At 61.2% G+C, this 15,749-nt stretch carries 7 protein-coding genes; all 7 read left to right on the top strand.

Annotated features, from left to right (window positions below; genetic code table 11):
* Positions 1-151 precede the first annotated feature (151 nt).
* The 7 genes from H043_RS0101065 to H043_RS0101035 all read left to right on the top strand — a co-directional run bounded on the left by H043_RS0101065 (position 152) and on the right by H043_RS0101035 (position 15,741).
* Positions 152-1,597, top strand: coding sequence for a sodium:alanine symporter family protein (locus H043_RS0101065; protein WP_027610363.1), 1,446 nt, complete (start codon positions 152-154; stop codon positions 1,595-1,597).
* Positions 1,598-1,768: 171 nt separating this feature from the next.
* The gene (locus tag H043_RS0101060; protein WP_027610362.1) at positions 1,769-2,773 is read left to right on the top strand and encodes an asparaginase; all 1,005 of its coding nucleotides are present in this window, start codon (positions 1,769-1,771) and stop codon (positions 2,771-2,773) included.
* A gap of 134 nt (positions 2,774-2,907) precedes the next feature.
* The gene (locus H043_RS0101055) at positions 2,908-7,524 is read left to right on the top strand and encodes a hypothetical protein (RefSeq protein ID WP_027610361.1); all 4,617 of its coding nucleotides are present in this window, start codon (positions 2,908-2,910) and stop codon (positions 7,522-7,524) included.
* Positions 7,525-7,627: 103 nt separating this feature from the next.
* Positions 7,628-8,623, top strand: coding sequence for an AraC family transcriptional regulator (locus H043_RS0101050; RefSeq protein ID WP_027610360.1), 996 nt, complete (start codon positions 7,628-7,630; stop codon positions 8,621-8,623).
* Positions 8,624-8,891: 268 nt separating this feature from the next.
* Positions 8,892-9,917: a histone deacetylase family protein gene (locus tag H043_RS0101045; protein ID WP_027610359.1), complete on the top strand. Its 1,026-nt coding sequence runs from the start codon at positions 8,892-8,894 to the stop codon at positions 9,915-9,917.
* Entirely contained in the window at positions 9,914-11,014 is a 1,101-nt protein-coding gene (locus H043_RS0101040) for a polyamine ABC transporter substrate-binding protein (RefSeq protein WP_027610358.1), read from the top strand. The genes H043_RS0101045 and H043_RS0101040 overlap by 4 nt, the downstream gene beginning before the upstream one ends.
* Positions 11,015-11,166: 152 nt before the next feature.
* The gene (locus H043_RS0101035) at positions 11,167-15,741 is read left to right on the top strand and encodes a DUF6543 domain-containing protein (RefSeq protein WP_027610357.1); all 4,575 of its coding nucleotides are present in this window, start codon (positions 11,167-11,169) and stop codon (positions 15,739-15,741) included.
* The last annotated feature ends 8 nt before the right edge of the window (positions 15,742-15,749 follow it).

Here is a 15,749-nt window from a genome sequence, read left to right as displayed (position 1 = left end):
ACCCATGCGAAACCCGAACTAATAACAAACCCGCGAAATGGATCCGGGACGAAACCTTCGCCTCACCTGTCGTGCCGCGCGCAAACCGGTGTAACGCGATGTTTCTGAACATCCAGCATTTGCTTACACAAAAAACAGCGAGGAAAAATCCATGCTCGAAGTCATCAACGACTTCCTCTCAGGGAAAGTACTGATCGTGCTCATTGTCGGGCTCGGTAGCTACTTCACGATTCGCTCGCGTTTCGTTCAATTGCGCCACTTCTTCCACATGTTCGCGGTGTTCCGCGACAGCCTGAAAAGCAGCGGCGGGCAACTCAGCTCGTTCCAGGCCCTGATGCTCAGCCTTGCCGGCCGCGTCGGTGCAGGCAACATCGCCGGTGTCGGCATCGCCGTGACCCTCGGTGGTCCGGGTGCGGTGTTCTGGATGTGGGTGACCGCACTGGTCGGCATGTCCAGCAGCTTCTTCGAATGCACCCTGGCGCAGGTCTACAAGCGCGCCGATGGCGACGGTCTGTACCGTGGCGGCCCGGCCTACTACATCCAGCACGGCCTGAAGTTGAAAGGCATGGCAGTGGTGTTCTCGGTCCTGCTGCTGGTCACCTACGGCTTCGCCTTCATCGGCCTGCAGTCCTACACCGTGACCCACTCGCTGCAGAACGCCTTCGCCTTCGACCCAAGCCACACCGGGATCGTCCTGGCGGTGCTGCTGGCCATCACCTTCATCGGCGGCATCAAGCGCATCGCTGCAGTGTCCGATCTGCTGGTACCGGTCAAGACCCTGGCGTACATCGGCGTGACCCTGTACGTGATCGGCACCCAGATCGAACACGTGCCAGCGATGCTGGAAACCATCTTCAAGAGCGCCTTCGGTCTCGACCCGGCCTTCGGCGGCCTGCTCGGCAGCGCCATCGTCATGGGCGTGAAGCGTGGCGTGTTCGCCAACGAAGCGGGCCTGGGCAGTGCGCCGAACGTCGCCGCCGTGGCCTCGGTGAAACACCCGGGCGCCCAGGGCGTGGTTCAGGCCTTCAGCGTGTTCCTCGACACCTTCGTGATCTGCACCTGCACCGCGCTGCTGATCCTGTTGTCGGGCTTCTACACCCCGGGCTTCGAAGGTGACGGCATCGTCCTGACCCAGAACTCGCTGGCCGCCGTGGTCGGTGACTGGGGCCGCATCTTCGTCAGCGTCGCGCTGTCGCTGTTCGTCTTCACCTGCATCCTCTACAACTACTACCTGGGCGAAAACAGCCTGCAGTTCCTCAGCCGCAACCGCGCCTTGCTGATGGTTTTCCGCGGTCTGGTCCTGGCGCTGGTGGTATGGGGTTCGATGCAGGATCTGTCGACCGTGTTCGCCTTCGCCGACATCACCATGACCTGCCTGGCCTTCGTCAACCTGATGGCCCTGGCCATGCTGTTCAAGGTCGGCATGCGCGTGATGCGCGACTACGACGAACAGCGCCGTGCGGGCATCAAGCAGCCGGTGTTCGACTCCAGCAAATTTGCCGATCTGGATCTGGACCTGAAGGCCTGGCCGACCGAGGCGCCAGCTGCCGACAAGACCGCAGCCGAGCCGCAAGGCGTGCCTGCAGCGCAACGCTGACAGGTGAATGACGGGCGCATCCCCTGCGCCCGTCAGTTATTGTGATGCAATAACTTGTAGGAGCGAGCCTGCTCGCGATAGCTGTCTTTCAGCCAACATCAATGTTGAATGATGAACCGCTATCGCGAGCAGGCTCACTCCTACAATGTCATCTCTTGTGGAGACCCTCAGATGATTGCCAATTCCTTTCCCGCCGCCCAAAACGTCATGGTGCTCTACACCGGTGGCACCATCGGCATGCAGGCCAGTGCCAACGGTCTGGCCCCGGCGTCCGGCTTCGAAGCGCGGATGCGCGACTACCTGCACAGCCAGCCTGAACTCGTTGTGCCGCAGTGGCGCTTCCGGGAAATGTCGCCGCTGATCGACAGCGCCAACATGACCCCGGCCTACTGGCAGCAACTGCGCGAAGCGGTGGTCGATGCGGTGGACGTGCAAGGCTGCGACAGCGTGCTGATCCTGCACGGCACCGACACCCTGGCCTATAGCGCCGCGGCGATGAGTTTTCAGTTGCTCGGCCTGCATGCCCGTGTGTGTTTCACCGGCTCGATGCTGCCGGCCGGCGTCACCGACAGCGATGCCTGGGAAAACCTCGGTGGCGCGCTGGTTGCTCTGGGTCAGGGTCTGGCGCCGGGCGTGCACCTGTACTTTCACGGCGAGCTGCTGGCGCCGACGCGCTGCGCGAAAGTGCGCAGCTTCGGCCGTCATCCGTTCAAGCACCTGGAGCGTCAGGGCGGCGGGGTGAAAGCGCCGTCGATTCCGGCCGCACTGAACTACAACCAGCCGAAACAACTGGCCAAGGTTGCTGTGCTGCCACTGTTCCCCGGCATCGGCGCCGAGGTGGTTGATGGCCTGCTGGCCAGCGGTATCAAAGGTCTGGTGCTGGAGTGCTACGGCAGCGGCACCGGACCGAGCGACAATCCCGAGTTCCTTGCCAGCCTCGGCCGCGCACGGGACAACGGTGTGGTGGTGGTTGCGGTCACGCAGTGCCATGAAGGCGGGGTCGAGCTGGATGTGTATGAAGCCGGCAGCCGTTTGCGCGGCGTTGGCGTGTTGTCCGGTGGCGGCATGACCCGAGAAGCGGCGTTCGGCAAGCTGCACGGCTTGCTCGGTGCGGGTCTGGACAACGCCGAAGTGCGGCGTCTGATCGAACTCGACCTGTGTGGCGAATTGCGCTGAGCCTGGTCCGGCGCCGGCGATAGTCCGACGCCCTACATATCTACCACCCACGCTGCATCGTGCCTCCCTAGCATGGAGCGATCCCGAGACTTGTCCTCGGGATCGCCTCCATCACCAGAACGCAGGGACGCACGATGAGTTCAGCAACCACAAGCTCCACCCGGCAGACGGCTGCCGGCACCAATCCCACCGAAGCCCTGATCACCCAATTGAGTGTCGGCCCCGACTTGCGCGACGTGGCCGCCGTGCTGTTGCGCGAACATTTGCGCAAGCTGTACCCCACGCTTGATCTGGAGCCGAGCATTACCATGATCGGCACGCCGCAATGGTCCATCGTCGACGAACAGATCGTTGCCGGAAATCCGACCTACCAGGCCTTGACCGAAATCCTCGCCGCCCAGGTCGTGCAGGGCACGCCGACGCTGTATATCGAAGGTGAACACTTTCTGACGCAACAACCGATCAGCGATCCGGCCGTCCACCTGCCGGTACGGATCGACGAAATCGCCAGCCTGCTCAACCTGCTGGCACCGGTCATGCTCACGGCGTTTCAGGAGCAACAGCTGGCGTACTGGAACAACGCCGACGACAGCAACGGCCCGCGTTGGCATACATTGTCGAACACCCTGCGCGAGATCTGGAACGTCAATCAGGTACAAGGCTGGAGCGAGAGTGACTGCGCAATGGCCCGCGCGCTGTATCGCACTGCCGGTCTGGCCGGCAGGAAAATCGATGACCAGAACAGCGCCTGCCTGATCGCCATTGATCTGATCGATGGCACAACCGTAAAGCATCTGAACGAAGTATCGATGGCCGTGCTGATCGGCACACAACAGGGAAAGACGGTCATCCTCGCCCATTCACTGCTCAAGGGTTATCAGAAGTTCGACTCTCTTGATGACCTGGGCAAATCCTTGCCTGCGCACGTGGGCAATCTTCAGCCGTACCAGCAGTTGAACTGGCGATTGCTGGAACCCTCGGGCAGCATCTTCGATTATCAGGCGTGTGCACTGGTCTCGATTCAGATCGATGTGATCGGCGCGCTGGATTTTTCTCCTGCCACACCTGCCCCGCTCGACAAGCCATTGTCCACGGCCACCCCCGAAGTCGACGCCACGGCGAAAAAGCCCGGCCCGCCATTGAGCTGGTTTCAGAATGCCTTGCCTGACTGGCTCATTGCTGCATCACTGCCGGATCTGAACAACTATTCCCGGCACTTGAAGGATCTGGCTGCACTGCATAACCAGAACACCGGCAAGTCCTATCTGGATGGCATCCTGCCAATCAGCGAATACGCGCTGAGCGAAATGAACGCCTTGCATGCCGAGACCCTTCGCGCGCACGCCGATGCGCAGCGTACCGATCTTGAAACAGCTCTGGAGTCGATCCAGTTGCGGGTCAAAAGTCCGGTGATCTGGGGCACCTTTACTGTTCCGGGAAAAATCGAGACTTACAATTTCAGCGTCACCGATCTGGCCTTGCAGAATCTGATTGCAGTGCCGGTAGGCAACAAGACCCTGCACTCCACCCGTGGCAAGCCATTGCCGACATGGCTGACCGTAAGCTATCTGGAAGACCTGGTAACCCGCGCGGATATCGGTACGACCTACCCGGCGCTGATCAAGCGTCAGTTGGTCGACACCACGCCAGCTTCCGCCGGGAGACAGGCACTGTTCACTCAACACTTGCGCATCCAGTTGCCGCTGCTGGCCCTGCAATCGAAAATTCGCGGCAAGGCCGGTATCGACGCACGCGGTTACCGCTATGTCGTCGCGGTGCTGGATCCCGACAGCAACCATCGCATGGTCGAGGACCAGACCATCGTCATGCGGCCTCTGGCTTTCGTACCTCAACGCAGAACAGACGGCAGCCATGACGAAGTCGCCAACATGTTCGTGATCGGTCCTGAGGACCCGAGCGGCGGGCCGTGCCTGCTGTATCGACCGATGCTCGACCAGCCGTTGACCCAATACCCTTCCCCCAGCAACTTGCTGTACGCCATCCAGCAATCCGCCAGTCTGCGTGACTCGGTGCTCGCCTGGCTCCCGGACCGCGTGCGCAGCGACTACGCCAACTATGTGTTTCCAGGCACGTTGCCCTCCCCCTGGGCCGTCACCGAGTTTCTGGTGGATGCGGAAAAAATGAGGGTCATGAGTGGGCCGATCAGCCTCGGTAGAAAGACCGTGGAGGGCGATCTGCCAGGCGCTCTGTACAAAGCCAACGCGTCGGCGCTGGTCGAGCTGGCCGACCGCCAGTCGGTGTCAAATGCGGAAAGTCGCTGGGCCAGTTTCAAACAGGCCGGATGGACCCTGTTCAATGCCGTATTGCCGTTCCTCGGACGCACGGTGGGTGTCGCGACGTGGATCTGGCAGGTGATGGAGCAACTGCAAGCCCTGAAGGAAGCCCGGGAGCAGGATGACTCTTCCGCGCAATGGTCAGCGTTCACCGAGGTGTTGCTCAATCTGGGGATGGCGATCACGTTGCACATCGCAGGTCGCTCCCGACCACGGCTGGCCCATGAGACAGCGGCACGCGAAACACCGAAAAACCCTGACCCCACGACCACTGAAATCACCGTGCAACAACTGGAAAAAAGTGCTCCCCATGAAACCGCTGACCTGCAGCAAACCCTGAATATCAGCGGCGCCGCGAATCGCACGCCCGCAAGTCTGGGCACCGTGCTGTCCCACTTCAAAATCCTTCGCCCGCAACGTCTGGGTAGCGCCAACACCACGCCAGGGCTCTATCGCAATCTCTACAGCTACAACAGCAAATGGTACGCCCCGGTGGGCCATGACTGGTTCGAGGTCGCGGTGGACGAAAACGGTACCGTCATGATCATCGATCCGCAGGATCCAACCCGTACCGGCCCAGCCTTGATCGGCAATCTGCGTGGCGATTGGTTCGTCGATACCCGACTGCGTCTGCGCGGTGGCGGCTCGGCCGGCCTGACACAGCTGGCTGAAGCACAACGCCGCATCGAAGCGGAAAAACTGCGCACCCGCCTGACCGCCTTCGAAAGCCGTAAGGCGGCAGCGCAAGGCGAGCTGGAACAGGTCCGCCAGGCAATGAACGCTGCCACCGCTCAGACCGCTGCGGCCCACCGCCAGCTCTTTCTACAGTCTCTGGACAGGCAACGCGTCGCTTATGCCCAGGCGTTGAGCGATCTCAAGGCGTTGCATGCATTCTCGCCAACGGCTGACTACCAACAGAGATCCCTGAGCTACCTGAAGGCGCAGCTCGAACTCATCCATGCAGGGATTCGCGAAGCGCTGACCCTGTTCACGCCGACATTGCGCAGCGTACTCAATCATCTCGAAGAACAGGCTGAACAGCCCCAGAACCGGCATATTGCCGAAACGCGGCAGATGCTTGAGCTCAATCTGGACATGATCACGCGTCTGGAGCAGATCCAGGCACAATTGGTGCAACTCAAAGAGTTCGAGAGAGACGGCTTGCGCTTGATTCAACTGACCCGCAAGGCACTCCCGGCGTACTCGATCGAGGATCTCAAGGCACTGCAGGTGACACTGGCGCGCAATGTCTGCCTGCCCGAACACTCGGTAGCGACCGCCGCGGATGCCTGGCTCAGTCTCGACCAGATTGTCGATACCGCCGATATCGCCGTTCAAGCGCTGCGCGACACCCTTGAGGAGCGCAGCGTTTCCCGGCTCGACGAACGCATCGACTGCCTCAACGATCTGATCGAACAATTCAACGTACTCGACGAGCGCCTGGCAGACTTCAAGTCCGCGTTCGCTGACAGTGTGCAAGAGGCACCGCTGACAAACCTTCGCCAACAGCTCGAGCAATTCAACCGCAGCGCCCGCCACAACCTGGTGCTGTTGCTCGAAGAGCGCGACACCCTGCGCAGCCGCCCGGCGCTCCCCGTGCAACCGCCAAGGCCGAAAAAGAAGTTCATCCGCACCCGCTACAACGGCGTGCTGATCGGCGAGCCGCGCCTGACGGCACAGGGCCTGGAAACCGACCTGGTCGACATCAAGTCACCGCTCACGGACAAGGTCATCTCGACCTTTCATCAAAAAACTCCCGGGGTATGGGTCGAACGTGTCAGCACCGCCCTGCCGATGCCGACACCCACGCTCGAAACCAGCCTGAACAAGGGGCAGGATCTGCTCGACGGCCTGCCGGCGTTCACCCTGCGCATGAACGAACTCATGAAGCAGGCCGGACGCTCGGCAGTCGGTATCGAGTACCTGTTTCACCAACACGCCCTGCAACTGGAACACGTCAGCGCGGCCATTGAACAGGCCCTGACCGACAGCAACGCCACGGACAGCAGCCAGCGCTCGGCTGCGGTGCTGAACAAGGCGCTGAGCGATGCAGTCGACAGCCTTTATCAGCAGGCCAAAACCGCCATGTCGATGATGACCAGGGCACAATCACCCACACCATCAGGTGTCGCCTGGCTTCAGACCAATGACAGCATCCGTATTGCAAAAACTGTCAGTCGACGCCGCCTCAAGGGCGGCAAGGCGCTCTACCTGGACGAATACAGCATCACTGACCAGACCACGCGCAAGGTGCTGTGGTACGCGCATTTTCTGTACTCCACCTCATGGGTGCCGGACAAGGCCTTCCTCTCTGCACGTTTGAAAACCCCCGCGGAGCGGCAACTGGGATCCGATGCCGACAGCACTCGCGGGTTGAGCCGGGCCGAACGGCTGGCGTACTACCGCAGCATGATCGGCGTGGAGCAGGCCCGACAGCTGTTTTTCAGCGCGAGCTAAGGCATACGCTGATGACCGTGCACGACGTCGCCCCTGCCTGTGGGCGTCGTGCACGGCACGCTACTTGCTGCCTCTTTTGCCAAAAACCAGCGGATGCCGCCTCATGCTCCACTCCCACCTCACGACGCTCAATGCCGTCTCACTGGTACTCAACACCTTCAAGACCGAAGGCCTGTCGAGCGAAGCGCTGCTGGCCGGCAGCGGCATCAGTGCGGCGGATCTGGCCCGTGCCGACACACGCATCACCACCAATCAGGAAATGCAGGTCTGCGCCAATGCGGTCGCGCTCAAGCATGACATCGGCCTGGAACTGGGCCGACGGATGCACGTTTCCTGCTACGGCATCCTCGGTTACGCCCTGCTCACCAGTGCCACCTTAGGTGACGCTTTGCGCCTGGCGATTCGCTATCCGGCGCTGCTGGGAACACTTTTCGAACTGAGCCTGGAAGACGACGGCGAGCGGGTCTGGTTCGTCGCCGCCGATTACCGCGAGAGCCCGTCGATGGCGGTGTTCAACGCGGAGTTCTGCCTGGTGTCATTGAAGGTCATCTGCGACGATTTGCTTGGGCATCCGCTGCCGCTACTGGCGACACGTTTTGAACATGCCGCGCCGGATTACCGCGACAGCTACGCTGAGCACTTCAACAGCCCTCTGCACTTCGGCGCCAAGGACAATGCTTTCGCCTTTGACCGGCGCTGGCTCGATCAGCCGTTGCCTTTGGCCGACAGCATCACCCACCAGGCCATGGCCGACCGCTGCCGCAAACAGAACATCGAGTTCACCGGACGTCAGGCGTGGCTGGGGCGGATTCGCCAGTTGCTCAGTGCCCAGCTCAATGCAGCACCGGGGCTGGAGGGGCTGGCCCAGCAAATGAAGTGCTCGCCGCGCACCTTGCGCCGCCATTTGAAGGACATGGGCAGCAGTTATCAGGAACTGCTCGACGAACTGCGCTTCGAGCGGGCCAAGCAGATGCTGTGTGAGGATCAACTGCCGATCTACCGCATCGCCGAGACCCTGGGCTTCAGCGAGACCGCGAGTTTCCGCCATGCGTTCGTGCGCTGGAGCGGGGTGGCGCCGAGCCAGTTTCGCCCTCATTGATGTTCCAATGTGGGAGCGGGCTTGCTCGCGAATTCGCAGTGTCAGTCGCGATCAATTTATCTGACATACCGTATTCGCGAGCAAGCCCGCTCCCACCGGGACGCATTTCATGCCTGAATCGAAGCAAGGCTGTACTGAAAAGAGGGGCGAATTGCGGTCAGAGTTTTTGGCCATATCGATCCCCTTTTGGCCTTTCCTGCCGTTCTCCGATTCGCCGCGCGCCGCAACACTGGGGGCAACCGAATCAGCCCCCTGCGGAGAACAACAAATGCTGACGATCTACTCGGACGATCACCACCTGCACCACGGCCGCTGCGAACTCATCGACGGCCAGCTCAAGCCGTGTTTCGAAATGCCGTCGCGCGCCGACCACGTGCTGCAACGGGTACAACACCAGAACCTCGGTCCGGTGGAAGCACCGAAGGATTTTGGCCTCGAACCGATCGCGCGCATCCACAGCCGCGATTACCTCGACTTCTTCAAAGGTGCATGGGCACGCTGGACCGAATTCAACACCGACGGCGACCTGCTGCCCTACACCTGGCCCGCCCGCACTCTGCGGCAAATCAAACCGACCAGCCTGCACGGCCAGCTCGGCTACTACAGCTTCGACGGCGGCGCGCCGATCACCGCCGGCACCTGGCAAGCAGCCTACAGTGCAGCGCAAGTGGCGCTGACTGCCCAGGCGGAAATCCAGCGCGGTGCACACAGTGCCTTCGCCCTGTGCCGACCACCGGGACACCACGCCGCCAGCGACTTGATGGGCGGTTATTGCTACCTCAACAACGCTGCTATCGCTGCTCAGGCATTCATCGATGCCGGCCACAGGAAAGTCGCGATCCTCGACGTCGATTACCACCACGGCAACGGCACCCAGTCGATTTTCTATGAGCGCAGCGACGTGCTGTTCACCTCGATCCACGGCCACCCGGAAGCCGAGTTTCCATTCTTCCTCGGCTATGACGATGAACGCGGTGAAGGGGCCGGTGAAGGCTTCAACTTCAACTATCCGCTGCCGGCCGGTTCCGGCTGGGATGTGTGGAGTGCGGCGCTGGAACAGGCCTGCAACGAGATCGACAGCTACGGTGCCGACATCATCGTCGTGTCGCTGGGCGTCGACACCTTCAAGGACGATCCGATCTCGCAGTTCAAGCTCGACAGCCCGGATTACCTGGCCATGGGCAAACGCATCGCCGCCCTCGGCAAACCAACCCTGTTCGTCATGGAAGGGGGTTACGCGGTGGAAGAAATCGGCATCAACGCGGTGAACGTGCTGGAAGGTTTTGAACAATGAACCGACTCAAGCACTGCATTGCGCCAGCCCTGTGCGCCGCGCTGCTCAGCGTCGGCGCCCACGCCGAAGAACGTACCCTGCGCGTCTACAACTGGTTCGACTACATCACGCCCAAGGCGTTGGAAGACTTCAAGGCACAGAACACCCAGACCAGACTGGTCTACGACATCTTCGACACCAACGAAGCACTGGAAGCCAAACTGCTGACCGGCAACTCCGGCTATGACGTGGTGGTGCCGTCCAACGTGTTCCTCGCCAAGCAGATTGAAGCCGGGGTGTTCCAGCCGCTGGATCGCAGCAAGCTGCCGAACTGGAATCATCTCGATCCGAAACTGATGAAGCTGATCGAAGCCAACGACCCGGGCAACAAATTCGCCGTGCCGTACATGTACGGCACCATCCTGATCGGCTTCAACCCGGCCAAGGTCAAAGCCGCGCTGGGCGATAACGCGCCGGTGGACAGCTGGGACCTGATTTTCAAGGAAGAGAACATCAGCAAGCTCAAGCAGTGCGGCGTCGCCCTGCTCGACTCGCCGTCGGAGATTCTGCCGCTGGCCCTGCAACACCTGGGTCTGGATCCCAACAGCAAAAATCCGGCGGACTATGCCAAGGCCGAAGCGCTGCTGATGAAGATCCGGCCGTACGTGACCTACTTCCATTCGTCCAAGTACATGGCCGACATCGCCAACGGTGACATCTGCGTCGCGGTCGGTTATTCCGGCAGCTTCTCGCAAGCGGCCAATCGCGCCAAAGAAGCGAAGAACGGTGTAGTGGTCGACATGCGCCTGCCCAAGGAAGGCGCACCGATCTGGTTCGACATGCTCGCTATTCCCAAGGGCGCGAAGAACCCGGAGGACGCCTACACCTTCATCAACTACCTGCTGCAACCGACGGTGATCGCGCCGGTCAGCGACTTCGTCGGGTATCCGAACCCGAACAAGGACGCCACCCAACTGGTCGACCCGGCGATCCGCAACAACCCCAACCTGTACCCGACCGATGCGGCGATGGGCACGCTTTACACCCTGCAACCGCTGCCGCGGGATGCCGAGCGGGCACGCACCCGGGCCTGGACCAAGATCAAGTCCGGCACCTGAGCCGACGCTGACGACAAGACCCGCCGCCGTGCGGGTCTTTTTTTGTCTGCGATATTTATCTACCACCTTCGGTGCTCGGCCCGTCACTACCTTGCAACGCATCGCTCGCCGCCTCTTTCGCGGTGTCTGCTGTTCTGACCAAGGATGTGACCATGCCAGAAACCCTCAACTCTCCCGCCGACCACAAGCTGCCGGACGATCAAGACGCCCTGCTTACCCAACTGGTCGCCGGCCCCTCAATCAGGGAAGTCGCCACCCGCGCCCTGCAACCGGCACTGAAGACGCTATACCCCAAGTTACAGATCGACCCGCGACTGGCAATGGTGGTGACACCTGGCTGGACCTTGCGTGACCAGCGTGTCGTCCCCGGGCCGCGACACTTCGAATCGCTGACCGATGCGCTGGTGCGTCATGGCGTCGCCAACAAGCCAGTGACCTACCTGGATGGCGAGCACTACCTCACCTTGCATCCTGCGCACGAGACACCGGTACAACTGCCCGTCAACATCGAGGCTATCGCCAGGCTGCTCAATGAACTGGCGCCGCTGCTGTTTGTTGCCTTCGAGGAACAACAGGTCGATTACTGGAACCAGTTCACCCGCGCCTCCGCCCCGCGCTGGCAGGGATTGTCCAGGTCCCTGCGCGAACTGTGGAACGTCGGGACGAACCCGGCGTGGGACGACGACCAGCGCGCCATGGCCCGGAGTCTTTTCGACCATCCGCAAAAAACTGCCCGCAGTACCGATGATCGCTATCAGTCCCGCGCCTGCCTGATCGATCTGGACACCACGCGCGATGGCACTTCCACTCACCTGCACGTTCTCGACATGGCCGTACTGATCGGCACGCTCGGCAGCCGCACGCTGATTCTCACCCACACCATCACTCGTGGTTTCCAGGCCTTCGATACCCTGCAGGAACTGGGTGCCTCACTGCAGACCCAGACGGAGGGACCGCCGCCTGCAACCTTGCAATGGCGGCTGATCGAACCTGACGGTGACTACTTCGATCATCTGGCGTGCAATCTGATCGCCCTGCAGGCCGACGCGATTGGCGAGTTGGCGAACGAACCGGCGACAACCAACCTGACGCCCCACGTCAGCCGCACGACCAACGAACTCGATCCCACGGACAAGCAGTCGTCTTCACGCTTCAACCTGGTCGAGCAAGCGTTGCCAGAGTGGATGGTCGACGCCTCGCCCAGCGACCTGACTGCCTACAGCCGTCATCTGATGGATCTGGCGCAGGTGCACAGTCAGAACGCCGAGCAGTCCTTTGACGACGGCATCAAACCGATTCGCGAGTTCGCGCTGGAGCAACTGGAGGCGGCCCTGCTCAAGGAGCATCCCGAAGCCACTGAACTGAATCTGGCCGAGATTCGCATCGTGGTCGACAGCGTGGTGGTGTGGGGCAGTTTCACACCGTTGCTGGAGCCAGAACGCAGCACCTTCAGCCTGGTCGACCTGGCGTTGCAGAACCTGATTGCCTTGCCGTTGGGCAACAAGACCGTGAGCAGTATCGGCAGCACTGCGGTGCCGGCATGGATGACGGCTGATTATCTGGAGAGGTTGATCATCAGTGTCGACATCGGCCAGACCTATCCTGCGCTGATCAGGCAAAAACTGCGCGATGACCCGCTGGAAAGCCTGCGACGGCAGAACCTGTTCACCAGCCGGCTGCGTGTCGAATTGCCGTTACTGGCGTTGCAGCAGAAGATTCGCGCGCAGGGCGGGGTCGACGAGGCGGGCTATCGCTATGTCGCGGCCGTGGTTCAATTGCTGGATGACAATCGCCGGGTGGACGGTCAGGAGATCGTCATTCGACCGCTGGCCTTCAATCCCGCGTGGCGCCCGGGGACAACCACCGATGAAGTGGCCAACATGTTCGTGATCGGCCCCCGACAGATGGACAAGGGACCCTGCCTGCTGTACCGGCCCCTGTCCGATCATGCCTTGCTCCAGTACCCGTCGCCGGCCAACCTGGTTTACGCCATCAAGCATTCACCGACATTGCGTCAGTCGGTCCTCGCCTGGTTGCCGGACAGTGCGCGCGCCAACTATGCCAATTACGTATTCAGCGATGATCGACCCTCGGTATGGTCGCTCTCACAACTGCTCGCCGATCCCCTGACTTCCTTGCAGATGAGCGGCACGCTGACCTTGGGAACAGCAGTCATCGCTACCAATTACCTGGCTTTTCTGTTCAAGGCCAACGTCAGCGCAATGGTCGAACTGGCGAATCGGCAATCGGTGTCCAATAGCGAAAGTCGCTGGGAGAGCTTCAAGCATGCGAGCTGGATGATCCTCAGCGCCGCGCTGCCGTTTTTCGGTCGAACCGTCGGTACCGCCGCCTGGATCTGGCAGGTGCTAGACGATCTGCAACAAACCTTCGACGCCGCTGCCACAGGCGACACCGGGCAGCAGAAAACCGCGATGACCGATCTGTTGCTGACCCTGGCCATGGTGCTCGCCCATCACGCCAGCACCCGTAACGCGACGCCTCGGGACATCACTGAAAAGAAGCCGGTGACCGTCGAGACCGAGCCCAAGGAGCCGGTGCCACCAACGCCGGTAAACATCGTGCAACGCCCTGATGTGATCGGTGAGTATCCGGCGCAACATCAGACTTCGCTGATGACCGACACCGCCCTGAGCCTGACCCAAACCCTGGATCGGTTTGCCGTTACGCGCCCCGAAGCGCTCACCCCGCCCGCCAGCGACGCCGGCCTTTATCGTCACCTTTATCGACATGCCAGCGGGTACTACGCACCCGTGGGTGAGCGCTTGTTCGAAGTGGCGGTCGCCGACACCGGTGAGGTTTCGATCATCAATTCGCAGCGACAGCCCGGACGTCAGGGCCCGGGCTTGATCCGCAATCGGCGGGGCGAGTGGTTCGTCGACACTCGCCTGCGTCTGCGCGGCGGTGGTCTGTCGAGTCGGCGCAAGGCCAAACGACGGGAAAACAATGAACGCATCGCCGAACTCAAGAAACAACTGACCGAGTTCGATAACACGCGCGAGCAGGCCCGCGCAGAGCTGACAGCCGCCCACACCGCCATGACCACGGCCAGCGATGACACTCTGGTGGCGCAGCAGACCACGTTTCTTGCAGCACTTGGACGCCGCACCGAGGAATACGCGGCTCCCATCGACCAGCTGAAATCGTTGAACCTGCTCGAGACCGTACCCCATTTCCGCACCGCCATGACCGAGATGCTCGGTACCCAGTTGTTCTTCAACCAGACATGGCTCACTCAACGTGACCCCCTCTTCGCCAGAACCCTCAAGGAAACCCTGGTGCTGCTCGAGGCCGAGGAAACGGCTGCGGGCACCGGTGATCCCGTCACCTACCGCAGAATGTACGATTTGACCGAGGACATGATCAGCAAGATCGAGTTTGCCCAGTCACGTTTTCAGGAGTTGAGCCGACTGGGCAAACGTGCCGCTGAAGTCGCCAATACCTATCGCGCAAAGCTGCCTGTGTTCAGTCTCAATGATCTCAAGGCGCTTCAGGTGTCGCTGGCTCGCGACATCTGCCTGCAAGAGCAGGCTTCGCCAGCGCTGACTCAGGCGCAAGGCGATCTGGTACGCCTGCTCGACACAACCAACCTGGTTATTCAGACCTCCCAGGAACTGCTGCTCGACCAGACCAGCCTGGGGGCCAACGAGCGGATCGAAGGCCTCAACGGCATGCTCGAACAGTTCGTCGCCATCGATCAGTCGTTCGAGGATTTCGCCCTCAACCACAAGGATGTGTTGCTCGACGAGCCCTTCAGCCACACGCGTAAACGAATCAACGAGTTTCAACGCCAGACCGAAGAGCACCTGGCGCAATTGCTCCTCGAACACCGGCCGGTGGAGCCTCGGCCCGGTCCTTCAAGGCCAGCGCCAGCCTCACGTAAACGGATTATCAAAACCCGCTTCAAGGGCACAGTGGTCGGCGAGTTGCGTTCCTCGGCGCCAGGGCAACCGGTTCTGCTTGACGTGAAAGCGCCCATGACCGGGAACGTCATCGCCACGTTTCACGAGAAAACGCCCGGTGTCTGGGTCGAACGCATTCAGCCCGGACGGCGCCGCCCGCCTGCTCCGGTAGCGGATCTCGCCACCCAGATCAGCCAGGGCCAGGCGCTGCTCGATGGCGTGGAAAGCTTCATCCGGCAAACCGAAGCCCATGCCAAAAAACCCGGTCGGATTCCGGTCGAGATCGAAGAGCAGTTCCAGCGCAAGGCCGAACAGCTCGACGAAAGCGCGAAAAGCCTTGAACAGGCCCGGCTGCGGGCGAACAGCACCGAGGAGCCGCCAGCCCTGATCGCCCAATTGAACCAGGCGGGTGAACGCCTGTACGCCGAGGGCTACCGGATACGGGTCGAGATGACCAAGCAACAACCGCCAACCGCTGCCCGGGTCGAATGGTTATTGCGCAAGGATGAGATCGACATTGTGTCTGGCGGTGCCCGGCGTCGCCTCAAAGGCCCGCGCAGGGATTATCTGCAGGAGTACGAAATTCGCGAGCGGCGCAGCGGCAAGACGTTGTGGTACGCGCACTTCCATTACAACAGCCTCGATGCACCGGCCGACGCCTTCACCGCCGCCCATTTGAAACTGCAGGAGCAACGGCGGATGGCCGGCGCCTTCGACCTGGACTCAGCCACCAGCAGCCCGCAAATCATCGCTATCTATCGCAGCGCGATCAGCCCGCAGCTGGCGCGTTCGCTGTTTTTCTCATAAGCCCCAAA

It is taken from the genome of Pseudomonas sp. URIL14HWK12:I6, from assembly GCF_000514195.1.
GTDB lineage: Bacteria > Pseudomonadota > Gammaproteobacteria > Pseudomonadales > Pseudomonadaceae > Aquipseudomonas > Aquipseudomonas putida_A.
This window is presented reverse-complemented; position numbering and strand designations above follow the sequence as displayed.

Coding starts and splice junctions, on each gene's coding strand:
- H043_RS0101045 (WP_027610359.1), top strand. CDS start 8,892: ATGCTGACGATCTACTCGGACGATCACCACCTGCACCACGGCCGCTGC.
- H043_RS0101060 (WP_027610362.1), top strand. CDS start 1,769: ATGATTGCCAATTCCTTTCCCGCCGCCCAAAACGTCATGGTGCTCTAC.
- H043_RS0101065 (WP_027610363.1), top strand. CDS start 152: ATGCTCGAAGTCATCAACGACTTCCTCTCAGGGAAAGTACTGATCGTG.
- H043_RS0101055 (WP_027610361.1), top strand. CDS start 2,908: ATGAGTTCAGCAACCACAAGCTCCACCCGGCAGACGGCTGCCGGCACC.
- H043_RS0101050 (WP_027610360.1), top strand. CDS start 7,628: ATGCTCCACTCCCACCTCACGACGCTCAATGCCGTCTCACTGGTACTC.
- H043_RS0101040 (WP_027610358.1), top strand. CDS start 9,914: ATGAACCGACTCAAGCACTGCATTGCGCCAGCCCTGTGCGCCGCGCTG.
- H043_RS0101035 (WP_027610357.1), top strand. CDS start 11,167: ATGCCAGAAACCCTCAACTCTCCCGCCGACCACAAGCTGCCGGACGAT.